26 protein-coding genes and 1 tRNA gene are annotated in these 22,544 nt (G+C 61.2%); 16 read left to right on the plus strand and 11 right to left on the minus strand.

The genetic code is table 11. From position 1 onward, the window contains the following. Nucleotides 1-5 precede the first annotated feature (5 nt). Genes cyoC through FHS54_RS08865 form a run of 5 tightly spaced genes read left to right on the plus strand, consistent with a single transcriptional unit; the run spans nt 6 to nt 3,606 of the window. Nucleotides 6-650, plus strand: a complete 645-nt coding sequence (cyoC, locus tag FHS54_RS08845; protein ID WP_167303410.1) for a cytochrome o ubiquinol oxidase subunit III — start codon at nt 6-8, stop codon at nt 648-650. After that, on the plus strand, nt 647-1,039 hold the full coding sequence (gene cyoD / locus FHS54_RS08850; RefSeq protein ID WP_167303411.1) for a cytochrome o ubiquinol oxidase subunit IV: 393 nt from the start codon (nt 647-649) through the stop codon (nt 1,037-1,039). Before cyoC ends, cyoD begins: the two co-directional genes overlap by 4 nt. Further along, nucleotides 1,036-1,743, plus strand: a complete 708-nt coding sequence (locus FHS54_RS08855; RefSeq protein ID WP_167303412.1) for an SURF1 family cytochrome oxidase biogenesis protein — start codon at nt 1,036-1,038, stop codon at nt 1,741-1,743. The genes cyoD and FHS54_RS08855 overlap by 4 nt, the downstream gene beginning before the upstream one ends. Next, nucleotides 1,722-3,062, plus strand: a complete 1,341-nt coding sequence (locus tag FHS54_RS08860) for an ATP-binding protein (RefSeq protein ID WP_167303413.1) — start codon at nt 1,722-1,724, stop codon at nt 3,060-3,062. The genes FHS54_RS08855 and FHS54_RS08860 overlap by 22 nt, the downstream gene beginning before the upstream one ends. Then, on the plus strand, nt 3,055-3,606 hold the full coding sequence (locus tag FHS54_RS08865) for a response regulator transcription factor (protein WP_167303414.1): 552 nt from the start codon (nt 3,055-3,057) through the stop codon (nt 3,604-3,606). The genes FHS54_RS08860 and FHS54_RS08865 overlap by 8 nt, the downstream gene beginning before the upstream one ends. Before the next feature lie 91 nt (nt 3,607-3,697). Here FHS54_RS08865 and FHS54_RS08870 read toward each other — a convergent pair whose 3' ends face one another. The 3 genes from FHS54_RS08870 to FHS54_RS08880 form a co-directional block, all read right to left on the minus strand. Beyond that, complete coding sequence (locus FHS54_RS08870; protein WP_167303415.1) at nt 3,698-3,967, minus strand: hypothetical protein; 270 nt, start codon at nt 3,965-3,967, stop codon at nt 3,698-3,700. 73 nt (nt 3,968-4,040) lie between these two features. Continuing rightward, nucleotides 4,041-4,487 carry a ferritin-like domain-containing protein gene (locus FHS54_RS08875; RefSeq protein WP_167303416.1) on the minus strand — a complete coding sequence of 149 codons (447 nt, stop codon included), beginning with the start codon at nt 4,485-4,487 and terminating at the stop codon, nt 4,041-4,043. A gap of 205 nt (nt 4,488-4,692) precedes the next feature. Further along, nucleotides 4,693-4,766 (minus strand) — tRNA-Gly (locus tag FHS54_RS08880). Nucleotides 4,767-4,972: 206 nt separating this feature from the next. On the opposite strand from FHS54_RS08880, the gene FHS54_RS08885 reads away from it, so the two are divergent. Further along, entirely contained in the window at nt 4,973-6,937 is a 1,965-nt protein-coding gene (locus FHS54_RS08885) for a hybrid sensor histidine kinase/response regulator (protein ID WP_167303417.1), read from the plus strand. A gap of 194 nt (nt 6,938-7,131) precedes the next feature. Further along, nucleotides 7,132-8,055: an alpha/beta fold hydrolase gene (locus FHS54_RS08890; RefSeq protein WP_167303418.1), complete on the plus strand. Its 924-nt coding sequence runs from the start codon at nt 7,132-7,134 to the stop codon at nt 8,053-8,055. A 13-nt stretch (nt 8,056-8,068) separates the two neighbouring features. Here FHS54_RS08890 and FHS54_RS08895 read toward each other — a convergent pair whose 3' ends face one another. Both FHS54_RS08895 and epsC read right to left on the minus strand, forming a co-directional pair. Further along, a complete protein-coding gene (locus FHS54_RS08895; protein ID WP_167303419.1) occupies nt 8,069-8,413 on the minus strand; it encodes a DUF2794 domain-containing protein in 345 nt (114 codons plus the stop codon). After that, the gene (gene epsC, locus FHS54_RS08900) at nt 8,413-9,132 is read right to left on the minus strand and encodes a serine O-acetyltransferase EpsC (protein ID WP_167303420.1); all 720 of its coding nucleotides are present in this window, start codon (nt 9,130-9,132) and stop codon (nt 8,413-8,415) included. The genes FHS54_RS08895 and epsC overlap by 1 nt, the downstream gene beginning before the upstream one ends. 163 nt (nt 9,133-9,295) lie before the next feature. On the opposite strand from epsC, the gene FHS54_RS08905 reads away from it, so the two are divergent. Both FHS54_RS08905 and FHS54_RS08910 read left to right on the plus strand, forming a co-directional pair. After that, nucleotides 9,296-10,069: a sulfite exporter TauE/SafE family protein gene (locus tag FHS54_RS08905; RefSeq protein ID WP_167303421.1), complete on the plus strand. Its 774-nt coding sequence runs from the start codon at nt 9,296-9,298 to the stop codon at nt 10,067-10,069. 39 nt (nt 10,070-10,108) lie between these two features. After that, complete coding sequence (locus FHS54_RS08910; RefSeq protein WP_167303422.1) at nt 10,109-11,038, plus strand: hydrogen peroxide-inducible genes activator; 930 nt, start codon at nt 10,109-10,111, stop codon at nt 11,036-11,038. A gap of 242 nt (nt 11,039-11,280) precedes the next feature. On the opposite strand, the gene FHS54_RS08915 is transcribed toward FHS54_RS08910, so the two are convergent. From FHS54_RS08915 to pgsA, 3 genes are read right to left on the minus strand one after another with little or no spacing between them, the layout of a single operon-like run. After that, a complete protein-coding gene (locus tag FHS54_RS08915) occupies nt 11,281-11,724 on the minus strand; it encodes a molybdenum cofactor biosynthesis protein MoaE (RefSeq protein WP_167303423.1) in 444 nt (147 codons plus the stop codon). Then, the gene (gene moaD / locus FHS54_RS08920; protein ID WP_167303424.1) at nt 11,721-11,981 is read right to left on the minus strand and encodes a molybdopterin converting factor subunit 1; all 261 of its coding nucleotides are present in this window, start codon (nt 11,979-11,981) and stop codon (nt 11,721-11,723) included. The genes FHS54_RS08915 and moaD overlap by 4 nt, the downstream gene beginning before the upstream one ends. A 2-nt stretch (nt 11,982-11,983) precedes the next feature. Continuing rightward, entirely contained in the window at nt 11,984-12,547 is a 564-nt protein-coding gene (pgsA, locus tag FHS54_RS08925; protein ID WP_167303622.1) for a CDP-diacylglycerol--glycerol-3-phosphate 3-phosphatidyltransferase, read from the minus strand. Between the two features lie 144 nt (nt 12,548-12,691). Here pgsA and FHS54_RS08930 point away from each other — a divergent pair, with 144 nt between their 5' ends. Further along, nucleotides 12,692-13,987: an MFS transporter gene (locus tag FHS54_RS08930; RefSeq protein WP_167303425.1), complete on the plus strand. Its 1,296-nt coding sequence runs from the start codon at nt 12,692-12,694 to the stop codon at nt 13,985-13,987. Between the two features lie 9 nt (nt 13,988-13,996). On the opposite strand, the gene FHS54_RS08935 is transcribed toward FHS54_RS08930, so the two are convergent. Continuing rightward, nucleotides 13,997-14,191, minus strand: coding sequence for a hypothetical protein (locus FHS54_RS08935; RefSeq protein ID WP_167303426.1), 195 nt, complete (start codon nt 14,189-14,191; stop codon nt 13,997-13,999). Nucleotides 14,192-14,298: 107 nt separating this feature from the next. On the opposite strand from FHS54_RS08935, the gene FHS54_RS08940 reads away from it, so the two are divergent. From FHS54_RS08940 to dxs, 6 genes are all read left to right on the plus strand, one after another. Continuing rightward, nucleotides 14,299-16,374 (plus strand): transglycosylase domain-containing protein, encoded by a 2,076-nt coding sequence (locus tag FHS54_RS08940; RefSeq protein ID WP_167303427.1) that lies wholly within the window; start codon nt 14,299-14,301, stop codon nt 16,372-16,374. A 75-nt stretch (nt 16,375-16,449) separates the two neighbouring features. Beyond that, entirely contained in the window at nt 16,450-16,872 is a 423-nt protein-coding gene (locus tag FHS54_RS08945; protein WP_167303428.1) for an iron-sulfur cluster assembly scaffold protein, read from the plus strand. After that, a complete protein-coding gene (locus tag FHS54_RS08950; protein WP_425057304.1) occupies nt 16,872-18,692 on the plus strand; it encodes a cation:proton antiporter domain-containing protein in 1,821 nt (606 codons plus the stop codon). Before FHS54_RS08945 ends, FHS54_RS08950 begins: the two co-directional genes overlap by 1 nt. Continuing rightward, nucleotides 18,689-19,015, plus strand: a complete 327-nt coding sequence (locus FHS54_RS08955) for a DUF423 domain-containing protein (RefSeq protein ID WP_167303429.1) — start codon at nt 18,689-18,691, stop codon at nt 19,013-19,015. The genes FHS54_RS08950 and FHS54_RS08955 overlap by 4 nt, the downstream gene beginning before the upstream one ends. Nucleotides 19,016-19,060: 45 nt before the next feature. Beyond that, nucleotides 19,061-19,528 (plus strand): Fur family transcriptional regulator, encoded by a 468-nt coding sequence (locus tag FHS54_RS08960; RefSeq protein ID WP_167303430.1) that lies wholly within the window; start codon nt 19,061-19,063, stop codon nt 19,526-19,528. Between the two features lie 47 nt (nt 19,529-19,575). Then, a complete protein-coding gene (gene dxs, locus FHS54_RS08965) occupies nt 19,576-21,510 on the plus strand; it encodes a 1-deoxy-D-xylulose-5-phosphate synthase (RefSeq protein WP_208404826.1) in 1,935 nt (644 codons plus the stop codon). 68 nt (nt 21,511-21,578) lie between these two features. On the opposite strand, the gene FHS54_RS08970 is transcribed toward dxs, so the two are convergent. Both FHS54_RS08970 and lspA read right to left on the minus strand, forming a co-directional pair. Further along, complete coding sequence (locus FHS54_RS08970; RefSeq protein ID WP_167303432.1) at nt 21,579-21,986, minus strand: DUF3035 domain-containing protein; 408 nt, start codon at nt 21,984-21,986, stop codon at nt 21,579-21,581. Further along, the gene (lspA, locus tag FHS54_RS08975) at nt 21,986-22,498 is read right to left on the minus strand and encodes a signal peptidase II (protein WP_208404827.1); all 513 of its coding nucleotides are present in this window, start codon (nt 22,496-22,498) and stop codon (nt 21,986-21,988) included. Before lspA ends, FHS54_RS08970 begins: the two co-directional genes overlap by 1 nt. Nucleotides 22,499-22,544 lie beyond the last annotated feature (46 nt).

A 22,544-nucleotide genomic window follows, 5' to 3' on the forward strand; every position in this document is an offset into this window, starting at 1 on the left:
CCGATATGGCAAGCACAGCTACCGTCGACGCCGCCTTCCTGGACAAGGACGGCCGCCCCCTCTTTCACCTGGCGGAAGAGCCGCATCACCCTGAAGGGTCCAGCACTATGCTGGGCTTCTGGATGTATTTGATGAGCGATTGCCTCATCTTCGCCTGCCTGTTCGCGACCTACGCTGTTCTGGGCGGGAATTATGCGGCAGGACCTGGCCCCCACGACCTTTTCGACCTGCCGCTAGTGGCGCTGAACACGGCGATGCTACTATTTTCGTCGATCACCTATGGCTTTGCCATGCTGGCGATGGAAAAGAACCGCGTCGCGGCAACGCAGGCCTGGCTGGCGATCACCGGCCTGTTCGGCCTAGCCTTCCTTGGCATCGAACTGTACGAGTTTGCGCACCTGATCCATGAAGGCGCGACACCGATGCGGTCGGGCTTCTTGTCGGCCTTCTTTGCGCTCGTGGGCACGCACGGGCTGCACGTCACTTTCGGCATCGTCTGGCTGGTGACGCTGATGGCGCAGGTCGCGAAAAAGGGTCTGATCCCCGCCAATCAGCGCCGTCTCATGTGCCTGTCGATGTTCTGGCACTTTCTCGACGTCGTCTGGATCGGCGTCTTCACCTTTGTATATCTGATGGGGATGCTGCGATGAGCGCGCACGATCAGCACGACGCCCATGACCATCATGAAGCGGGACAGAGCCACGGCACCTTCGGCAGCTATATGATCGGCTTTGCCCTGTCGGTGATTCTGACGGCCATCCCCTTCTGGCTGGTGATGACCGGATATTTCGCCAATCCGCAGACCACCGCAATCGTCATCATGGCCTTTGCCGTGGTGCAGATCATCGTTCACATGATCTACTTCCTGCACATGAACACCCGGTCGGAAAGCGGCTGGACGATGATGGCGCTGATCTTCACCATCGTTCTGGTCGTCATCACCCTGTCAGGATCCATGTGGGTCATGTACCATTTGAACACCAACATGATGCCCCAGATGCAGGGCATGTCCCCGCATGACATGAGCCAGATGCCGTGATTGAAAAGCGGCGGCCGACAGGGGTTCTGATCGGCCTGTCGATCATCGCCGCGCTCCTGTTCGCGGGCTTGGTGAGCTTGGGCATATGGCAAATCCATCGGTTAGAGTGGAAGCGCGCGCTGATCCATCAGGTCGAAACGCGCATCCATGACCGCCCTCGCCCGGCCCCGCCTCTGGCCAGTCCCAACGACACCTATCTGCGCATAGCGGCGCGCGGCCATTTTCTGCATGATCAAGCGACGTTGGTGCAGGCCTCCACGATCCGCGGCCCCGGATATTGGGTGATGACGCCGCTGATCACCGATCGCGGATTCACGATGATCGTCAATCGCGGCTTTGTGCCGCCGGATCGCCGTTCCAGCTATGCCCGTCCTGTCGGCACTGTACGGATTGTCGGTCTGCTGCGCCAAACGGAACCGCGTGGCGGATTCTTGCGCGCCAATGATCCCAAGGCAGGCCGATGGTATTCACGAGATGTAGCCGCGATCAGCCGCAATCACGACTTGCCTTCTCCCGTCGCAAACTATTTCCTCGACCAGGAGTACAGCACCGCTTCCGGCACGCTACCGATCGGCGGCCTTACCATCGTCCGCTTTCCGAATAATCATCTACCCTATGCGATCACATGGTTCGCGCTGGCGGCGATGGTCGCGGGCGCTTACATAGTGGTCATGCGCCACGAATGGAAAGTACGCCGGGCGTGAAGCTCCATCCACTTTTCAGTGGTCGCTGGCTACCCAGCCAGTGGCCAGCCGACGCCGCTGGGCGCAAGAATATGGCATTACTGGTGCAACTGCGATGGATAGCCATCGCTGGACAGGTCGCGACCATCCTGTTCGTGCACCGGGCCATGGGCATCAGCCTTCCTGTCACTTCAATGCTGCTGATTGCCGCCATCGCCGCGGCGGTGAATATCGTCACCTTCGCCACACTCCGCCGCCGCACCGACGTTGCCCACGCAGAACTGTTCTTCGCGCTGCTGTTCGACGTGCTGATGCTAACCGCACAGCTATATCTCAGCGGCGGGGCGACCAACCCGTTCATCTCACTCTATCTCTTGCAGGTGGCGCTGGGCGCGGTGCTGCTCGATCGATGGAGCATATGGGGCATTGTCCTCATGTCCGCAGTCTGCGCGGCAATGCTATCGATTATGTACCGGCCTCTCGGCCTTTCCGACGCGATGGAAGGTCGCCTGTTCGACCTGCACATCGTTGGAACCTGGATCTGCCTTACCATGATTGCGGTGCTGCTGGTGCTGTTCGTGATGCCAGTGGCCCGTAACCTACAAGCGCGCGAGACGTATCTGGCACGGCTGCGGCAACAGGCGGTCGAAGAAGAGCATATCGTTCGCATGGGCCTGCTTGCTTCAGGCGCGGCCCATGAACTGGGGACTCCCTTGTCTCAACTCGCGGTCGTACTGGGCGACTGGCAGCACATGCCCGAGATCAGCGACCATCCGGCGTTGAAGGAGGAAGTGGAGGAAATGCAAACGGCGGTGCAGCGCTGCAAGACGATCCTGACCGGCATTCTTCTGTCGGCCGGAGAAGCACGCGGTGAAGCTCCCGAAGTCACTAACGTAAGGGATTTCATCGAAGGCATTGCGGAGGACTGGCGCTCAGCCAACCCCGGCATGCCGCTGCGCTGCGACTATGGCCCGCACGACTATCCGCGCATCATTGCTGATCCAGTAATCCGGCAAGCGATCGGCAACCTTCTGGACAACGCGCGGGAGGCTGGAGCAAGCCATATCGACCTGTTTGCAGGACGAGACAATCTTTCGCTCAATATCGCAGTGCGCGATAATGGCACTGGGTTCACCGAAGCAATGCTGGCCGATTTTGGCAAGCCTTACCGTTCCAGCAAGGGCAAGCAGGGCAGCGGGCTAGGTCTTTTCCTGGTCGTCAATGTCGTTCGCAAGCTGGGCGGTAGCGTCAGCGCCAGCAACGGGGCGGACGGCGGCGCGCTGGTCCTGATGCGGGTGCCGCTGGGGACCGTAGCGTTGGAGGAGCAGGCGGATGGATGATGAGGGCCCGAACCCGCAGGAAAAACTGCTGGTCATTGTGGAGGATGACGCAGCCTTCGCCCGTACGTTAAAACGATCGTTCGAGCGGCGCGGCTATTGCGTGCTGACCGCGGACAGCCAGGCAGCGCTACTGACCATCCTGGAACAGCATCATCCCAAATATGCGGTCGTGGACCTGAAACTGGGTGCCGAATCCGGTCTGGTGTGCGTGCAGGCGCTTCATGCCCACGATGCCCGAATGCTGATCATAGTGCTGACTGGCTTCGCCAGCATCGCGACCGCAGTCGAAGCAATCAAATTGGGCGCCTCCCATTACCTCGCCAAGCCGTCCAACACTGACGACATCGAAGCCGCGTTCGCACGATCAGCAGGCGACACATCAACCCCGCTCGCACCCCGCCCGACATCGATCAAGACGCTGGAATGGGAACATATTCATGAAGTTCTCAAGGACAGCGATTTCAACATTTCCGAAACCGCTCGGCGCTTGGGCATGCATCGCCGCACACTCGCCCGCAAGCTTGCCAAGCGTCAGGTGGGGTAACTGCGGAAAACGGGCTAAAGACATTTAAGACTGATCTCGATCAGCAAGTCCCAGGGAACGCGACTTTCCCCCAACTGGTTCTATCTTAGCGTCACCCCCGGCGCATGAGAGGATCCCAAAAATGGCTAATCAGAACCAAGGCAACCAGCAGGGCGGACAGCCCCAGAATCCCGGACAGCAGAATCAAGAAGATGGTGGACGCACGCAGCAGGGCGGGCAGCCGGGTCAGGGCGGCGGACAGCAGAACCAGCAGGGCGATGAACAGCGTCGTCAGCAGGGTGGCGGCCAGCAAGAGCGCCGGGACGATCAAGGCGGCCAGCAGCGCTGACTTTTTCGACTGCAAAGATGAAGGGCCGCCCATTGGAGCGGCCCTTTTTCCATAAGCAGCCACATGCGAATGTGCGGGACACCCAGATTAGGCGTCCCGCATCCGATCAGCCCATGCTATGCTTCAATGCGCTAACGCGGTCATGTCCAGCTTGCACAGACTGGTAGGCGCGTTCGACCACGCCACGCGATGTTGGGTCGAGGTCGGCGTTGCTCAGTGCGTCTTGGAACTTGCCCTTGATATAGTCCTCACCACGCTCAACTTCCTGAACGACCGCCTTATCGTCCTTGCCGGTAAACGCCTGTTTGAGGTCCATGAAGGTTCGATGAGCCGCAGCCAGAAAGCTGCTGTCGTCTTCCGGATCACCGCCCAAGCGCCTTACCTCCGCCTGAAGGGCGGTAGCAGCTTCACTCCGTTCGCGCGCGAAATCGGCGAACATTGAAGAAAACTGCGTGCTTTCGGCATCCTTGGCCGCATCCCTAAAACCCTTCACGCTGTCGAGCGTCGTCTTAATCAAACCGTTGAGAGTAGAAATCGTGCTATCGGTGCTCATGCTCTGCTCCTGCAAGTGGGGAAGCGCTAACGGTCACCGAGGAGGAAAGGTCCGTCAAAAAACCTAGGCTGCGTCACAAGAGCCAAGGCATCAGACAGTCGGTTGATCCCGCATGTCGGCTCGGGGCGTGGCATCAGAATGGATATGCCATGGCATTGGGCTATCAGCACCAGCGACCGATGGAATGAAGAGCCGAAGTTTCAGATGGAGCGGGTGAAGGGAATCGAACCCTCGTCGTAAGCTTGGGAAGCTTCTGCTCTGCCATTGAGCTACACCCGCATGCTGGATCCGCCTAGCGGCTGTGCCAGGGGCCGTCAACGACGCCGATGCGGTGCAAATTGCATGAAACCTGACGGAAACAAATAAGTATTTCTTTCCAATGAGCTAGGCTCGGACGGAGGCACTGTGCGCGTCCAAGAGGAACGAACGACCGCTCAGCAAGTTTGAATGTCTCAAGAAGATATAATGATTTTTACGGGGGCATTATGAGCACGGCGGCGCCGGAGAACTCTGGAAACCGCTTTGAACTGCTCGTCCAAAGCGTCACCGATTACGCCATTTACATGCTTGATCCTTCTGGGGTCATCGTCAGCTGGAATGCGGGCGCTCGCAAGTTCAAGGGGTACGACGCCGACGAGATTATCGGCGAGCATTTTTCGCGATTCTACACGGCTGATGATCGGGCGGCGGGTATCCCCGCCCTGGCGCTCGCGACTGCTGAACATGAGGGTCGGTTCGAGGCGGAAGGCTGGCGCATCCGCAAGGATGGCTCACGCTTCTGGGCCAATGTCATTATCGATCCAATTCGCGATTCAGACGGCATACTCATCGGGTTCGCCAAGGTTACCCGTGACCTAACCGAACGACGCGCCACTGAAGAAGCGTTGAAGGCGAGCGAGGAACGGTTTCGCCTGCTGGTGCAAAGCGTCACCGACTATGCCATCTATATGCTGGACCCCGTCGGCACCATCACCAGCTGGAACGCGGGCGCTCAGCGGTTCAAGGGCTACACGGCCGAGGAAATTCTGGGTCAGAATTTTTCGCGCTTCTATTCTGACGAAGACCGGTTGGCGGGTGTGCCGACACGCGCGCTGGAAACGGCGGTGCGAGAAGGTCGGTTTGAAGCGGAAGGCTGGCGCATCCGCAAGGATGGCTCCCGCTTCTGGGCCAATGTCGTCATCGATCCCATCCGAAACCTGTTGGGTGAATTGATCGGTTTTGCGAAGGTCACACGCGACCTTACCGAACGGCGTGAAACGCAGATGGCGCTGGAGGAAGCGCGCGAAGCCATTTTCCAGTCACAGAAAATGGACGCCATCGGCAAGCTGACCGGCGGAGTGGCGCACGACTTTAACAATCTGCTTGCCGTAATTGTGGGCAGCCTGGACCTCGCAAGGCAGAGGCTGGCGAGCGGGGCGGACATTTCGCGTTATATCGATAATGCGATGACCGCTGCTGAGCGCGGTGCCACCCTGACCCAGCGTATGCTCGCATTTGCTCGCAAGCAGGAATTGCGGCTGGAAAGCGTGGATTGTATCGCCCTGGTGCGGAACATGGCCAGCCTTCTGGATTCAACGCTTGGTTCCACCGTGTCGATCGAAACACGTTTTCCGCTTTCGCTCAGCTGCGCTCGTGCTGATCCAGGGCAATTGGAGTTGGCGCTACTTAACCTGGCGGTTAATGCCCGTGACGCCATGCCGGACGGCGGCTGCCTTGTCATAGAAGGCATGGAGTTGGATGTGCACGCCCTTCAGCGCCCGGACCTCGCATCGGGCCGCTATGTCCGGTTGTCAGTGATTGACGAAGGCGAAGGCATGGATGAAGCAACGCTCAACCGTGCCCGCGAACCTTTTTTTACGACCAAGGGGGTCGGTAAAGGCACGGGTCTTGGCTTGTCGATGGTTCATGGTTTCGCGGAGCAATGCGGCGGTTCATTGATCATCTCCAGCGATCCCGGTCAGGGAACGACAGTATCCTTGTGGTTGCCCGTCGCCTCGCCCGAAATCCCGGCAACAGAAGCTTCTTCCGATGCGCTTGACGCCATCTTCGCTCCCGAAGACCAGCCGCTCGTCATCCTGGCGGTGGACGATGATGAGTTGGTCCTCACCAATACTGCTGGCATGCTGGAGGAACTGGGCCACACCGTATTTCAGGCGGGGTCGGCGGCCGACGCGTTGCGCATATTGAATCAAGGCCAGGTCGACATGGTGATCACCGATCATGCCATGCCGCATATGACTGGCACGCAACTGGCCGATGCTCTGGAAGAAATCCATCCAGGCCTGCCGATCGTCATCATCACAGGTTTCGCCGAACTCCCACCTCATGCGACGAGGCGGCTCAGGCTCGACAAGCCGTTCAAGCAAGCCGAACTGGCGCGGATGGTGTCGATCGCACGGAAAGGATGTGCAACTGGCCGCTCTGCTGGATTATCCGGCCTTCCGAGCTGAAACCGATCCCCTAAAGGCATTTATCTCCCGTTTTGGCACGGTTGTTGGACGGCAATCCGAGCATCGGCAGTCCAGCCTGCAAAAAACCTGCTACATTTCATGTGTCGGGCCAGGCTGATGCTTGCCAGCCTTGTGGAGTTGGTCGAAGGAAGATGAGTATCAAGCGGCCCATCGTTTTCGGCACATGGAATCACATGACCTCATCGCCTCCGCTCTGCCCCAGCTCGCATTTCTACACATCCCTTCGGACAAGGCTGCATTATGTCGATTGGGGGAATCCGTCCGCGCCGACGCTCATTCTGCTGCATGGAGCTATGGATCATGCCCGCAGTTGGGACTGGACCGCGAAGCTATTGGCGCAGAACTATCATGTCATCGCTCCCGACCTGCGCGGTCATGGCGACAGTGGGTGGTCGAGGCAGGGTTCCTATTTGACGGCGGACTTCGTCTATGATCTGGCGCAACTGATGGACCAGGTCGGCCGCGACAAGGTAACGCTGGTCGGACATTCGCTCGGCGGCGCGATTGCGCTGCGTTATGCCGGGCTGTTTCCTGATCGTGTTGAGCGAGTGGTGGCTATCGAAGGGCTGGGACTTTCGCCGGACAGACTGAAGGAGAAAGCTGCCCTTCCCATGCCCGATCAGTGGGGCGAGTGGATCGCAGACCGTCGCGCCAGCGCCCGGCGCTCAGCCCGCCATTATGCCACGATCGAAGCGGCTGTAGGACGGATGCAGGAACGCAATAATCATCTGTCCGCTGAACAGGCGCTGCATCTGACTTCGCATGGCGTCAATCGGAACGAGGACGGTAGCTATGGTTGGAAGTTCGATCCTGATTTGCGGATTCAGCCGCCGGAAAATGTGTCGGAGGTCGAGCTGCCGCAATTCTGGTCGCGCATTGCCTGTCCTGTCCTTCTTTGCCTGGGACTTGACAGTTGGGCGTCGAATCCGGTGAGGGATGGGAGGATGGCGCATTTCAAGGATGCCCGGCTGGTCGAGTTTGCCGATGCTGGGCATTGGTTGCATCATGATCAGTTTGAAAGGTTTGTTGGAGAGCTGGGGACTTTCCTAAACCATGAAGGTTCTACACAATTGCGCAGCCTCAACGATAGCAAGTAAGCAAACACTTACATCAGTCGCGTACGACTTTCAGGAGGCGGCGTTCCACGGGGGCGAGGACGCCCTGAAGTTCGGTGCCGCGCTTTAAGATATGGCCTGCTTCATTGATCAGCGCCCACATGCCCTGGCGATGGCGCAGGGCCGGACGTTTTTCGATCCGATATTCGGGACGTTCAGCCGATCTGCGGAAAGCCGCAAAAATCGCGGCATCGCGACCAAGGTCGATGGCATAGTCACGCCAGTGACCCGCCGACACCATGCGACCGTAAAGGTCCAAAATTCGCTGTAGCTCAAGACGGTCGAAGCCGATCTGGGCAGCCCGTGCGCCGTGGGAAGGGAACGGCGTCACATTGCTCATCAGGCGCGACCACGCTCCTTGAACACGGATATGTCGTCGTCGGGGGCCGCGGGCTGGCTTGCCCGTTCATCCATCAGTTCCGCCAGACGCTTCTGCAATTGCTGGACCTCGCACTGCAAAAGTTCCAGCTTCTGCTTTTCGGGATCGTAGCAGTCCGAACAGGGGGTGCCGTAGGGCAGAAAGTCCCGCTGGTAAGCGGTCACATCGACCAGCATCTGCCGCGCGGGAATGCCGACCATCGTCGCGCCTTCGGGCACATTCTTGGTCACCACGGCGTTCGCCCCCACGCGGGCGCGGGCGCCAACCTGGATCGGTCCCAGGACCTGCGCGCCTGATCCGACGATGACTCCGTCCGCCAAGGTCGGATGGCGTTTACCCGCAATGCCATTGGCCGGGTCCGTGCCGCCCAGCGTCACATTCTGGTATAATGTTACATCGTCGCCGATTTCCGCCGTCTCTCCGATGACGGTAAAGCCATGATCTATGAAGAAGCGTTTTCCGATGCGCGCGCCGGGGTGAATGTCATTGCCCGTCAAAAAACGGGACAGATGGTTGACGGCTCTGGCAAGGAAATACAGCCGCATACGAAAAAGAGGGTGCGCGACCCTGTGGAAGGCGAGCGACCAAACCCCCGGATAAATCAGGATTTCAGCGCGCGAACGCGGCGCTGGATCACGCGATTTTACCGAGTCCAGATAAGCGATAAGATTACGAAGCATGCAAGCGCCCCTGAAAACCTGTTCGCCCGTACATAGGCGCAAAGGGATAATTTTTCCAGATGGGATGGCTATTTAGACTTGCATCCACAAAACAGAATGTTTCTTGGACGCGGACGATATAACAATCATTGCGGTAGACAAATAAAATGCCAAAGGTTCGCGGATGATCGACACTATCATTGCCCATTTTGGGGAAATCCTGCCTTTCATCCTGATCGGCTTTGGCGCGCAGATGATCGACGGGGCATTGGGCATGGCCTATGGCGTGATTTCGAGCACGCTGCTGCTGGCGCTGGGGGTGCCACCCAGCAGGGCGTCGGCCAGCGTGCACGCTGCGGAAACCTTCACGACCGGCGTTTCCGCGCTTAGCCACATCGCGCATCGCAACGTCGATTGGCGGTTGTTCGCGCGCCTGATCATCCCCGGCGTGATCGGCGGTGTAGCGGGTGCATATCTACTGTCGAACATAGATGGTTCGGTCATCAAGCCGTTCGTCCAGGCCTATCTGGCGGCAATTGGCATTTATCTGGTCTGGCGGGGCTTTCACTTTCCGCCGCATGCGCGCGATCCCAAATGGGTCGCACCTTTGGGCCTGGCGGGCGGGTTCATGGATGCGACGGGCGGCGGCGGCTGGGGGCCGATCGTCACGTCGAACCTGTTGATCCAGGGGGCCAGCCCGCGTCACACCATCGGCACGGTCAACACCGTCGAATTTGTTCTGACATTGGCGATCAGCATCACATTCCTGCTTCATCTGGGGTGGGAAGCGTTCACCACCTATACGACGGGCCTGTTGATCGGCGGCGTGATAGCGGCACCTTTCGGAGCGATGCTGGCACGCCATGTCGCGCCCCGCGTCCTGTTCGTCGGTGTCGGAACCATCCTGATGCTGACGTCGCTGTTCGGCCTGGTCAAATGGCTTGGATATATCGGCTGACACTCTTATATCCGCCATTCTCATTGAGAAAGGCGATCAATGTCGAACTACATGCCAACACTCAAACAGCTGCAATATCTGGTTGCGCTGAAAGAGCATGGGCATTTCGGCAAGGCAGCCGAAAGCTGTTACGTGACCCAATCCACCCTGTCGGCGGGCATCAGGGAGCTGGAATCGCTGATCGGCGTGACATTAGTCGAGCGGACCCGCCGGGTTGTGCGCTTCACGGCGCTAGGCGATCGCATCGTCGATAAGGCCCATCGGGTTTTGCGGGAGGCCGAGGAATTGGCCGGCATTGCCGAAGCGTCGGGCAAGCCGCTGACTGGCGAGCTTCGGATGAGCGTCATTCCGACCATCGCCCCCTTCCTTCTGCCGTGGCTGTTGCCACGACTGCGGGCGGATCGGCCCGAATTGAAACTTTATCTGCGTGAGGAAACGTCGCAAACCGCCATCGAATCGCTGCGTCACGGCAATGTCGATTGCGTGTTGCTGGCACTGCCCTTTCCCACGGGAGAGCTGGACAGCGAGATGTTGTTCCAGGACCGGCTCTATGTCGCATTTCCCCATGACGACCCGCGCGATCCGCCCGAATGGATAGCGCCGGAGATGATCGACGAGACCAAGCTGCTGCTGCTGGAAGACGGGCATTGCCTGAAGGATCATGCGCTGGCGGCATGTAGTCGGCCCGAAATCCGCGCGAACGCCACGATGATGGGCACTTCGCTGCATACGTTGGTGCAGATGGTCGACAATGGCCTGGGCGTGACGATCATGCCCGAAATGGCGATAACCGGCGGAATATTGGAACATACCCGGATCACGGCGCGCCCGCTCCGGTCGGAACGATCCCACCGGGACATCGCGCTGGTGTGGCGGAAGAACAGCCCGCGCGAAAAGGAGTTTCAGTTGCTGGCGGAGTTGCTGCGGGAGGCAGCGGAGCTTCCGCCGCTGAAAGCTGAGGCGGCGTGATGGAAAAGCACTCAAGGTCGCCATCACCGCAGCAATGCGAAAACTCCTCATCATCGCAAATGCCATCATACAGCAAAATCGACCTTGGAGCACTTGACGCCCAAAACGGTTGCTGAGCGCCTGCTGCAATCCGGCAGTCGAAAGGCTTTCTCTTCCTTCTGCCCCATGGTGCCGGAAGAAGTAGAGCCCTTCGACAGGCTCAGGGCGAACGGGACAGTGATTTCGATTTAACGCTCGTTGCTTTAACTGAGCCAGTCCCGCGCCTTTGCCTCGTCCTCGGCGCGGGCATCGACCCATCGTGCTTCACCGTCGCTGAAATGCTCCTTCTTCCAGAAGGGGGCATGCGATTTGAGCCAGTCGATCAGGAAGGCGCAGCTTTCCAGCGCGGCGGTGCGATGGCGGGAGGCGGTGCCGACAAACACGATGCGGTCCCCCGGCTCCAGCCGCCCGAAGCGATGAATGACCCGCACGCCAAGCAGTGGCCAGCGCGTCATGGCGTCTTCGACGATCCGTTCGACCTGAGCGAGGGTCATGGCGGGATAATGTTGAAGCTCAAGCGCGATCAGGCCGTCATCGCCCCGCACGACGCCGGTGAAGCTGGCGACGCCGCCGCCGCCGCAGTTTTCCAGCGCCGCAAGTTCGGTCGCGGTGTCGAAATCCCCAGTCTGGATGGAAACCTGTGTCATCCGCCCGTCACTGGCGGAAAAATCGCCAGTTCCCGCGCGGTGCCGATGGGGGTGTCGAGCGGCACGAAATGCTGATCCAGCGCGGCGCGGAGCCGGTCGGGATCGCCGAGCGCCTGGGCATAGCCGCCCCCGCGCGCCGCGAGCATGGCGATCAAATCCGCTATCGGCATGTCCGCCGATGGCCGCTCAACCTGCTCCTCATCCCGACCGATGGCTTCGCGCACCCAGGCGAAATAGAGGATGTTGAGCGGTGCCATCGTCAATCCATATGCTTGATGCCGACGCGCAGATAATCCCATCCTGTCACCAGTGTCAGGATCGCCGCCGCCCATAGGGTTGCAATCCCCACCATCTGCACGAACGGGAATTGGGGCACGGCTCCGGCCAAAATCAAAGCGCCCAATGCGATAAGCTGAAACGCCGTTTTCCATTTGGCCAGGCGTGACACCGGCACCGACACCTGCAACCCGGCGAGAAATTCCCGCAGGCCCGACACCGCGATTTCCCGCAGCAGGATGATCATGGCCGCGGCGATATGGATGCCGGCAATGTCCCGTGTCGCCGCCAGCATCAGGATGACTGCGCCGACCATGATCTTGTCCGCGATGGGATCAAGGAAGATCCCCAACCGGGAAACCGCCCCCTGAGCGCGGGCCAGATATCCGTCGAAATAATCGGTGATGCCCATCAGGCAGTAAAGCGCGAAGGCAAAGGCATAGCCCGTGGTCCAGCGCGCGCCCAGTTCAGCGGGCCACAGCAGGGCGACCAGCAAGGGGACTGTCAGGATGCGCGAAAGCGTCAGCAAATTGGGCAGCGTCAGCATGGGCGCGAACTGCCACAGTCCGCGCCCGCGCACAAGCGAAGCTGTCATCGGCATACGCCAAAGCGGCATGATGGGTTGGACAGACCCGACGGCAGAGGCTAGACCCCGCTCCGCTCCTCCACAGCGAAGAAGACCCCCTGGCCTATGCAAGCCTCTCTCAGGCTCCTCAGAAAGCGACGTTTTCTGCCGCTTTTTGTCACTCAGCTCTTGGGTGCCTTCAACGACAATCTGTTCAAGAACGCGATGGTGCTGTTCGTCGTTTACAGCGTGTATAATGACGAACGGTCGGAAACCTGGTTCAGCGCACTAGCCACCGGCGTGTTCATTTTGCCATTTTTTCTGCTGTCCGCGCTGTCGGGTCAGCTGGCGGACCAGCGCGACAAGGCGAAGATCATCCGTTACGTCAAGGCGGCGGAAATCGCGATCATGCTGGTCGGTGCGGTGGGGCTGGCCCTGATCTGGAGCGGCATCGCCGTCCATATTGTCGCGATTCCGCTGTTGCTGGTGGCGCTGTTCGCGATGGGGGTCCATTCCACATTTTTCGGCCCGATCAAATATGCGATCCTGCCGCAGCATTTGCGCGACGACGAAGTGCTGGGTGGGACCGGCCTGGTGGAAGCGGGGACCTATATAGCCATCCTTGCGGGCACCATATTGGCGGGGATCATCCCGGTCGAGGTCGCGGCCATCGCCATCGTCGTCACGGCGGTGGTCGGCTATGTCGCCGGGCGCGAAGTCCCGCCCGCCCCGTCCCTGCTGGAAGAACAGCCGATCGATTTTCATGTCATCCGGTCGGCAGTGACTCTGGTCCGCGGCACCATGCACATCCCGCGCCTGTTCCTGGCGATCATGGCCATCAGCTTTTTCTGGTCGGTGGGATCGGTGCTGTTCATCCAGTTTCCTCCGCTGGTCAAGAATGTGCTGTTCGCCGACAAGCCGGTCGCAAGCCTGTTCCTGGCGATTTTTTCCATCGGCATCGCGATCGGCTCCATCGCCATAAACCGGCTGCTGAAAGGCCAGGTGTCGGCCCGCTATGCGCCTGCGTCCGTCATCGGCATGGGCCTGTGCATCGTCGCCTTTCACATCGTGTGCGCCATGTGGGAGCCAGGATCGGGTGGCGAGATGCTGTCGTTGGGCGGATTTCTGGCGCATCCGCTGGCGCTCGCTCTGTCGGCTTGCCTGCTGGGCGTGGCGACTTTTGGCGGCATGTTCGTGGTGCCGCTTTACGCCTTCCTCACCACGACGGTGGAAAAATGCGAGGCGGCGCGCACCGTGGCAGCGAATAATATCGTGAATTCCGGCGCGATGGTGACCGGATCGCTGATCGCGATCGGGCTGAGCATCGCGGGGATTTCGGTGGTGAACCAGTTGCTGCTGGTGGCGCTGCTGTGCCTGCCCTGCGCGTGGCTGGCGTGGCGGCTGCACAAGGCGTGCGACTGATCGCCCCCTTCAGTAAATGAAGCTGTAGAAAGCCGTGAAAAACGCGCTGAAGCTGAGCAGGAACAGCTTCCAGTCCCCATCGTCGGACGCGGGCGCGCTGTCCTTGCCCTTCGCATCCGCCGGTTCCAGCACATGGGCAGGCAGTTGCTGGCGGAAAGGATGCCGCGCGGTTTCCGTCGTCAGGGCCAGAGATCGGTTTCTCATAAGCCCAGTTAACGCTTTCTTTACCTTTTGGACCATCCACAATCGTGGTTAATCAAATTTCGTGCCGCGTCAGGACACTCTTGACCGTATCAATCTGACAATACAGCATGACCGGACCGATGAAAAATCCCCTGCCCGCTCCCCCGCCCGACTCCGATCCAGCGCCCGAATTCGGCGCAGGACCGCCCAGCGCCTTTGCGCCGGCCACGCCGTGGCGCAGGCGGCTGCATATCGCGGGGTGGATCGTCGCGGGCCTGCTGGCGCTGTTGATGATCATGATGGCATGGCTGGCGGTCACGGCACCGCTGTCCCGGTCGCTCAAGCCGATCGCGCCGCCCAGCATCAGTTTGATGTCGGCGGATGGCCATTTGATCGCTCGCCGAGGCGCGGTGATCGACAGGCCGGTTGCGATGGCCGACCTGCCCAAGCATGTGCCGCAAGCGTTCATGGCCATAGAGGATCGCCGATTCTACAGCCATTGGGGCATCGATCCGCGCGGCATCGCCAGGGCGGCCTGGCATAACCTCTGGTCGGACGGATCTTCGCAAGGGGGCAGCACGATCACGCAGCAGCTGGCGAAGGGGGTGTTTCTTTCCAGCGACCGCACCTTCGGCCGCAAGGCGCGCGAGGCCCTGATCGCCTTTTGGCTGGAGGCGTGGCTGACGAAGGACCAGATATTTGAGCGCTATCTGTCGAACGTCTATTTCGGGGATAATGTCTATGGGCTGCGGGCGGCGTCGCTGCATTATTTCAGCCGCCAGCCCGAACGATTGACGATCCCCCAGGCGGCGATGTTGGCGGGGTTGTTGAAGGCACCCTCGCGGCTCGCCCCGACCAGCAATCTGGCCGGTGCCCGCGCGCGGGCGGCGCTGGTGACGCAGGCGATGGTGGAAGCGGGATATATCACCAGGGCGCAACGCAACGGCCTGCGCCCGGCGCGGCTGGACGTGCGGGAAACGGCTGACCCGACCACCGGCACCTACTTCGCCGACTGGGTCCTGCCCGACGCGCGGGATCGTGCGGGGGCGGTATATGGCGCGCAGACGATCAGGACGACGCTGGACTGGCGCATACAAAGGCTGGCCGAAGCCGCCATCCGCCGCGCTCCGCTGGGCAAGGCGGAAGCGGCGCTGGTCGCGATGAAGCCCGATGGCAGCGTGGTCGCGATGGTCGGCGGGAAAAATTACGGCAAGAGCAGCTTCAACCGCGCGGTGCAGGCGAAGCGACAACCCGGATCGACCTTCAAGCTGTTCGTCTATCTCGCCGCCTTCCGCGCGGGCATGACGCCGGAGGACATGATCGACGACACGCCGATCACCACCGGCAGCTATCGCCCCGCCAATCACGGCGGCAAATATCGTGGCAAGATAACATTGCGGCAAGCTTTCGCCGCGTCCAGCAATGTCGCGGCGGTGCGGCTGACCCAGAAGGTCGGCGTGGACAATGTCATACAGGTGGCGCGGGATCTGGGCATCACCGCGCCGCTGACCGAGGATCTGAGCCTGGCGCTGGGGACATCGGAAATTCCGCTGGTTGAACTGGCCGAAGCCTATGCGGCGGTCGCGGCTGGGGCCTATCCGGTGCTGGCCCATGGCCTGCCGCCGGAGGAACGGGGCTGGTTCGACCGGCTGATGGCCCGCCAGCGCCATTTCAGCGACGATCATCTGGAAATGATCCGCGACCTTCTGTCCTCCGCAGCGAACCGGGGCACCGGCAGCGCAGCGGCGTTGCGCACCAGCACGTTCGGCAAGACCGGGACGACCCAGGACAGCCGCGATGCCATTTTCGTGGGCTATGCTGGCGGGCTGGTGACGGCGGTGTGGATCGGGAATGATGACAACAGCCCCCTGCCCGGCGGCGCGGCTGGCGGCGGAATCCCGGCGCGCATCTGGCGCGACTTCATGGGCCGCGCGATCAACGAACCTGTCGAAGCAACTGAAGAGGAGCAGGACAGCGACCTGGTCAACGCCATCGCCAATGTGACGGTCGAAGCGGGTCTGGGCAACATGACGCTGGATATCGACCCGGATGGCGTGTCGGTGAATCTGGGCCCCAATCAATTGCGACTGCCGATCGGTTCGCCACCGGGAGCGCCGGTTGCATCCGGTCAGGCTCCCGCGCAGGGGACGCCACCGCCGCGCATAATGGCCCCGCCACCCATCGAGGAAAATGGCACGCCATAGACACCCGAAGGATTATCGGCGGGGGAAGGCAGAAGCAGCCTTCCGCCAACCGCCAAGCTATCCTACATGGGCGAGATGAACGCCCCCCTTTACAACAAGGATATATTGCGGCTGGCCGCCAGCATCCCGCATCATCAGCGGCTGGCCGACCCGCAGGCGACCGTCGAAAAGCGGTCGCCGACCTGTGGGTCGCGGGTCACGGCTGACGTGCGCATGGAGGCTGGCAGGGTCGCTGACCTCGGCCTGGACGTGAAGGCATGCGCCCTGGGACAGGCTTCAGCCGCATTGATGGCGGCACAGGCGATTGGCATGTCCGCAGAAGAGCTGACCGAGGCGCGCGACAAGCTGACCGATTATCTGTCGGGACGCAGCGACAATCTGGATTTCTGGCCCGGCCTGGCGGTTCTGGCCCCGGCGCGCGGCTATCCGGCGCGGCATGCGTCGATCCGGCTGGGGTTTGAGGCGATTGCCGAGGCGGCACGGATGGCCGACGCCTGATGGCCGGGCAAAGCATGGCTGCTGGCCCTTCGCCGGTTTCCGCAACGGACCTGCTGCTGTCCGAAGGCGTCATTTTGCTGGGCGCGGCGGTGTTGTTCGTCATGCTGTTTCGCCGTTTTGGCCTGGGGGCCGTACTTGGCTATCTGGTGGCGGGCGCCTTGGTGGGGCCGCAGGGACTGGGCCTTGTCGGCGGCGCGGAATCGAAGCTCGCCATTGCCGAAATCGGCATCGTTCTGCTGCTGTTTCTGGTCGGGCTTGAATTGCATCCCGCCAGGCTGTGGCGGTTGAAGCGCGACATTTTCGCGCTGGGTCTGGCGCAGGTCGTTTTATGCGGCCTGGCCCTCACCGCGATCATATTCTACCTGACCGGATTTACCCTGGGGGCGGCCATTGCCCTTGGGCTGCCGCTGGCGCTGTCCTCCACGGCGCAGGTGCTGCCCGGCCTGAAAAGCAGCGGGCGCATCAATTCGCCCTTTGGCGAGAAGGTGTTTTCGATCCTGCTGTTTCAGGACCTGTCGATTGTCCCGCTGATCACTATCGTCGCCGCCCTGTCGCGCAACCCCGCCGATGCCGCGGGGCCGCCCGGATGGATGCTGGCGGGCTACACTGTCGCCGCCATTGCCGGACTGGTGCTGATCGGGCGATTTGTCCTGCGCCCTCTGCTGCAACTGGTCGGCAGGCTGGGCGAACGCGAGCTGTTCGTGGTCGTGGGCCTTTTCACCGTTCTGGCGGCGGCATCGCTGATGCATATGCTGCATTTGTCGACGGCGCTGGGCGCTTTTGTCGCGGGCGTGATGCTGGCCGATTCCCCCTATCGGCATGAAATTGAATCGGATGTCGAGCCATTCCGATCCATCCTTCTGGGCCTTTTCTTTCTGGCAGTCGGCATGGTGCTGGACCTGCAGGCGGTCGCCGCCAATCCCGTCTTTGTCATTGGCATGGCCATGGTGCTGGTTGCTACCAAGGCGTTACTGATCACCGGCCTGGCCCGATTGTTCGGCATGGAATGGGCACCCGCCGTCGGCGCGGGCCTTTTACTTTCCCAAGGTGGCGAGTTCGGCTTCGTCCTGTTCGCGCAGGCACAGAATGCGCTGCTGATCGCGCCGGAAGGAGCGAGCCTGTTCAGTGCGATCGTCACCCTTTCCATGGCAACCACGCCGTTCCTCATGCTGTTCGCGCGCAGGTTGGAATTCGCCCGGCCCAAGGACGTGTCGGGGTTGGCAGGCCCGGAGGACGCCACCCGTGGCACGGCGATCATCGTCGGATTCGGTCGTTTTGGACAGACGGTCGCCCAGATGCTGATGGGTCATGGCTTCAGCGTCGTGCTGATCGACAAGAAGTCGGCGCAGATCGAAACGTCCAGCCGGTTCGACATGAAGGTTTATTATGGCGATGGCACGCGCATGGACCTGTTGCGAAGGGCGGGCGCTGACGATGCGCGGCTGATCGCCTTTTGCATCGACGACCCCACGCTGAACAAGCAGACGCTGGAGCCGATCGCGGAAGCATTCCCCCAGGCCGCGTTGCTGGTACGTGCATTCGACCGGCGCCAGTTGCTGGAATTGCGCGACATGGATCTGACGGGCGTCGTGCGCGAAGTGTTTGAATCGGCCATCTGCATGGGCGTTCAGGCAATGGACGCACTGGGGGTGCCACAGAGCGAAATCGAAGAGGTCGAGCGCCAATATCGCGAGAATGACGAGCAAAGGCTGGCAGCGCAGAACGAGCAAGGTAGTCTGATGGCGGCCAAGGAGTTGATGTTTCGCCCCGGACGGCGGATGCGGTTGCTGGCGCGGGGCGAGGGAGAAGAATCGGCATGATCGGAGTTCTGGCGGCACTGTCGGCGGCGGTCGCCATCGGCGCTGGCGCATTTGGCGCGCATGGCGCATCCAGCCCCCAGGCGGCGGAATGGTTGCGCACAGGCGGCCTTTATCAATTAATCCACGCCGTCGCGGCCATCAGCCTGATGAATATCGCGCGTGGTCCGGCCATATTGCTGTTGATCGGCGCGGCCATTTTTGCCCTGACGCTTTATGCCATGGCCTTTGGCGGGCCAAGATGGCTGGGCGCGGTGACTCCGATTGGCGGGTCGTTGATGATCGCGGGCTGGATATGGACCGCAGTGAGTTACTGGCGAGCCTGACAGGCCGCGCTTGCCCCAGAACGCCCCCCAGCCTAGATTAGGACCATGGCCGAGCATCATCATCACCATCATGAGCCAACCAGGACGAAGCTGTCTGACGCAGCGCGCGTCACGCTGGAAGCGCGCAACGAACAGTGGACACCGATGCGCGCCGCCATATTCGATGCGCTGGCCGCGGAAGAAAAACCGGCTTCGGCCTATGACATCGCCGACAATGTGTCCAAGGCGCGGGGAAAGCGGGTCGCGCCCAACAGCGTCTACCGCATCCTAGACCTGTTCGTGGCCAATAACATCGCGATGCGCGTGGAAAGCGCGAACGCCTATATCGCCAATGCGCATCCTGGATGTCACCATGATTGCATCTTTCTGGTATGCCGCAGTTGCAAGGAAGCCACGCATATCGATGACGATGTGGTGACCAAGGAAGTACGGTCAGTGGCGGAGCAGGAAGGTTTTCGCGCAGAGCGACCGGTGATAGAGATTTTGGGCACCTGCGCTAAGTGCGCCGCCTGACCGGACTGATGCGATTGCGCCGTTAAGGCCCAGCGTGCTTGGAGTATATGCCTTTCATGAATGACCGTCCTGCCACGCCGCTGCTTGACCAGGTAAATTGGCCCGCCGATCTGCGCACATTGGAACCCGGACAGTTGCGTCAATTGGCCGACGAACTGCGGCAGGAAGTGATTTCTGCGGTAGGCGTGACGGGCGGCCATTTGGGTTCGGGCCTGGGCGTTGTCGAGTTGACCACCGCGATCCACTATGTGTTCAACACGCCCGACGACAAGCTGGTGTGGGACGTGGGCCACCAATGCTATCCGCACAAGGTGCTGACCGGTCGCCGCGACCGCATCCGCACCATCAGGCAGGGCGGCGGACTGTCCGGCTTTACCAAGCGCGCGGAAAGCGAATATGACCCGTTTGGCGCGGCGCACAGTTCGACATCGATCAGCGCCGCCCTGGGCTTTGCCATTGCGAGCAAGCTGGCGGGCAAGCCGGGCAAGGGCATTGCGGTAATCGGCGACGGCGCCATGTCGGCGGGCATGGCCTATGAGGCGATGAACAATGCGCGAGAGGCGGGCAATCGCCTGGTCGTGATACTGAACGACAATGACATGTCGATCGCGCCGCCGGTTGGGGGCCTGTCTGCCTATCTGGCGCGGCTGGTTTCCAGCAGGGAGTTTCTAGGCCTGCGCGGGATTGCCAAGCGGATCGCGCGGAAACTGCCCCGCCCGCTTCACAATGCTGCCCGCAAGACGGACGAATATGCGCGCGGCATGGCGATGGGTGGCACGCTGTTCGAGGAGCTGGGCTTTTACTATGTCGGGCCGATCGATGGCCATAATCTCGACCAGTTGATCCCCGTGCTTGAAAATGTCCGCGATGCTGCTGAAGGCCCCTGCCTGATCCATGTCGTGACGCAGAAGGGCAAGGGCTATGCTCCGGCAGAGGCAGCGGCGGACAAATATCATGGCGTCCAGAAATTCGACGTCATCACCGGCGCACAGGCGAAAGCGCCTCCGGGGCCGCCCAGCTATACCAACGTCTTTGCAGGCGCGCTGATCGCCGAGGCGGAACGGGACCCGACCGTCTGCGCCATCACGGCGGCGATGCCTTCAGGAACGGGCCTGGACAAATTTGCGGCGGCCTTTCCCAACCGGTCTTTTGACGTCGGCATCGCGGAACAGCATGCCGTAACCTTTGCGGCGGGGCTGGCGGCGCAGGGAATGCGGCCGTTTTGCGCGATTTATTCGACATTCCTGCAGCGCGCCTATGATCAGGTCGTGCATGACGTGGCGATCCAGAACTTGCCGGTGCGTTTCGCGATCGATCGCGCGGGATTGGTGGGTGCGGATGGTTCTACCCATGCGGGCAGCTTTGACGTCACCTATCTCGCCACCTTGCCCAATATGGTGGTGATGGCGGCGGCGGATGAGGCCGAACTGGTGCATATGGTGCACACCTGCGCGATGCATGATGCTGGCCCGATTGCGCTGCGCTATCCGCGCGGGAATGGTGTCGGCATTGCCCTGCCGGAAACGCCGGAGCGGCTGGAGATCGGCAAGGGGCGAATAGTGCGTGAGGGACGGCAGGTCGCCATCCTGTCGCTGGGCACCCGCCTGGAGGAAGCGTTGAAGGCTGCCGATACGCTGGAGGCCAAGGGGCTTTCGACCACTGTTGCCGACCTGCGCTTTGCCAAGCCATTGGATGAAGCGATGATCCGCCGTTTGCTGACCACGCATGAGGTTGCGGTCACGATCGAGGAAGGGGCGATTGGCGGGCTGGGCGCGCATGTGCTGACGCTGGCGAGCGATCTGGGGCTGATCGACAATGGGCTGAAGCTGCGCACCATGCGCCTGCCCGACATTTTCCAGGATCAGGACAAGCCGGAAAAGCAATATGCCGACGCCCGGCTGGATGCAGCCGCAATCGTGGATACGGTGCTGACGGCGCTGCGTCATAACAGCGCTGGCATCGGGAGCGAGGCGCGGGCCTGACCCGCACCGTCGGTGTTTTCAGCAGCGGCTGATCCCCTGGCATTGCTGCCGGGGGTCGCGATTCAAGTTTAGGGCTGAGTAGTCGCGCGGGCGTCCTGGCCGTCGCCTTCGGGCGCGGCGATGATGTCGCGGGTGGTTGCGCCCTTATCGACCACTTCAGTCGCCGGATCGCCAACCGAAGAGCGGATGCCCGCCGTGGCATTGGCGCGGCCTGCTTTTTCGAGCGCAGCAGCTTCGGTCGCGCTGCGGGGTGCGGGGCCGCCGAACATGGCCTCCATCGCTGCGCGGCCGGAATCGACGGCGGCAGCCGAAGGCGTGCCCGGCGCGGGCGGAACCAGCGCGTAATCGGGCGGAATTACCAGCGGAGCCTGACGCGAAACCGCGAATTCGTCGGGACGATCGCGGTTGAAAAGCCCGGAAGAGCCGCAGGCGGACAGGGTGGCAACAAGGCCAGCGGCGAGGATCAGTTTACGCATCAGTTCAGTGACTCCGTCTTTGCGCCCTTCTCGCGCAGCAGCAGCGCCCGCGCAAGCAGGATCAGCACGCCAATCGTGATGGCGGCGTCCGCCAGGTTGAATATCAGGAATGGCCGCCATTCGCCAAAGTGCAGGTCGGCATAGTCGATCACATAGCCCAGGCGCACCCGGTCGACGATGTTGCCGATCGCGCCGCCCAGCACCAGGCCCAGCGCCGCAACGTCCTGCCGCGCCTTTTCCCGCCACATCCACACGCCCACAAACGTCGAGATGAGCATGGTCATGCCGACCAGGACCCACCGCATCATGTCCGTGTCGGCGTGGAAGAAGCCCATGGATACGCCGCGATTTTCCAGCCAGCGCAGGCGGAAGATCGGCAATATCTCAATGCCTTCATCCATCCGGCTTTTAAGAGCGAGCGGATAGGTGACGGTATATTTGATGAGCTGGTCAAGCGCGAGCGTGACGATGGCGACGGTGAGGCCCAAGGGGCGATGATTGACGGCAGCCATCAGCGGCGGGCCGAACAGGATTTGGGTGACGAAGGTGACACGATAG

This window comes from Sphingobium vermicomposti, from assembly GCF_011762025.1.
Classification (GTDB): domain Bacteria; phylum Pseudomonadota; class Alphaproteobacteria; order Sphingomonadales; family Sphingomonadaceae; genus Sphingobium; species Sphingobium vermicomposti.

What these genes read in the sequence shown, in the direction of transcription:
- cyoC (WP_167303410.1), top strand. Translation starts at nt 6, where the DNA reads ATGGCAAGCACAGCTACCGTCGACGCCGCCTTCCTGGACAAGGACGGC.
- cyoD (WP_167303411.1), top strand. Translation starts at nt 647, where the DNA reads ATGAGCGCGCACGATCAGCACGACGCCCATGACCATCATGAAGCGGGA.
- FHS54_RS08860 (WP_167303413.1), top strand. Translation starts at nt 1,722, where the DNA reads ATGGAAAGTACGCCGGGCGTGAAGCTCCATCCACTTTTCAGTGGTCGC.
- FHS54_RS08865 (WP_167303414.1), top strand. Translation starts at nt 3,055, where the DNA reads ATGGATGATGAGGGCCCGAACCCGCAGGAAAAACTGCTGGTCATTGTG.
- FHS54_RS08870 (WP_167303415.1), bottom strand. Translation starts at nt 3,967, where the DNA reads ATGGGCGGCCCTTCATCTTTGCAGTCGAAAAAGTCAGCGCTGCTGGCC.
- FHS54_RS08875 (WP_167303416.1), bottom strand. Translation starts at nt 4,487, where the DNA reads ATGAGCACCGATAGCACGATTTCTACTCTCAACGGTTTGATTAAGACG.
- FHS54_RS08885 (WP_167303417.1), top strand. Translation starts at nt 4,973, where the DNA reads ATGAGCACGGCGGCGCCGGAGAACTCTGGAAACCGCTTTGAACTGCTC.
- FHS54_RS08890 (WP_167303418.1), top strand. Translation starts at nt 7,132, where the DNA reads ATGACCTCATCGCCTCCGCTCTGCCCCAGCTCGCATTTCTACACATCC.
- FHS54_RS08895 (WP_167303419.1), bottom strand. Translation starts at nt 8,413, where the DNA reads ATGAGCAATGTGACGCCGTTCCCTTCCCACGGCGCACGGGCTGCCCAG.
- epsC (WP_167303420.1), bottom strand. Translation starts at nt 9,132, where the DNA reads ATGCTTCGTAATCTTATCGCTTATCTGGACTCGGTAAAATCGCGTGAT.
- FHS54_RS08905 (WP_167303421.1), top strand. Translation starts at nt 9,296, where the DNA reads ATGATCGACACTATCATTGCCCATTTTGGGGAAATCCTGCCTTTCATC.
- FHS54_RS08910 (WP_167303422.1), top strand. Translation starts at nt 10,109, where the DNA reads ATGTCGAACTACATGCCAACACTCAAACAGCTGCAATATCTGGTTGCG.
- FHS54_RS08915 (WP_167303423.1), bottom strand. Translation starts at nt 11,724, where the DNA reads ATGACACAGGTTTCCATCCAGACTGGGGATTTCGACACCGCGACCGAA.
- moaD (WP_167303424.1), bottom strand. Translation starts at nt 11,981, where the DNA reads ATGGCACCGCTCAACATCCTCTATTTCGCCTGGGTGCGCGAAGCCATC.
- pgsA (WP_167303622.1), bottom strand. Translation starts at nt 12,547, where the DNA reads ATGCTGACGCTGCCCAATTTGCTGACGCTTTCGCGCATCCTGACAGTC.
- FHS54_RS08930 (WP_167303425.1), top strand. Translation starts at nt 12,692, where the DNA reads ATGCAAGCCTCTCTCAGGCTCCTCAGAAAGCGACGTTTTCTGCCGCTT.
- FHS54_RS08935 (WP_167303426.1), bottom strand. Translation starts at nt 14,191, where the DNA reads ATGAGAAACCGATCTCTGGCCCTGACGACGGAAACCGCGCGGCATCCT.
- FHS54_RS08940 (WP_167303427.1), top strand. Translation starts at nt 14,299, where the DNA reads ATGACCGGACCGATGAAAAATCCCCTGCCCGCTCCCCCGCCCGACTCC.
- FHS54_RS08945 (WP_167303428.1), top strand. Translation starts at nt 16,450, where the DNA reads ATGAACGCCCCCCTTTACAACAAGGATATATTGCGGCTGGCCGCCAGC.
- FHS54_RS08950 (WP_425057304.1), top strand. Translation starts at nt 16,872, where the DNA reads ATGGCCGGGCAAAGCATGGCTGCTGGCCCTTCGCCGGTTTCCGCAACG.
- FHS54_RS08955 (WP_167303429.1), top strand. Translation starts at nt 18,689, where the DNA reads ATGATCGGAGTTCTGGCGGCACTGTCGGCGGCGGTCGCCATCGGCGCT.
- FHS54_RS08960 (WP_167303430.1), top strand. Translation starts at nt 19,061, where the DNA reads ATGGCCGAGCATCATCATCACCATCATGAGCCAACCAGGACGAAGCTG.
- dxs (WP_208404826.1), top strand. Translation starts at nt 19,576, where the DNA reads ATGCCTTTCATGAATGACCGTCCTGCCACGCCGCTGCTTGACCAGGTA.
- FHS54_RS08970 (WP_167303432.1), bottom strand. Translation starts at nt 21,986, where the DNA reads ATGCGTAAACTGATCCTCGCCGCTGGCCTTGTTGCCACCCTGTCCGCC.
- lspA (WP_208404827.1), bottom strand. Translation starts at nt 22,498, where the DNA reads ATGGCTGCCGTCAATCATCGCCCCTTGGGCCTCACCGTCGCCATCGTC.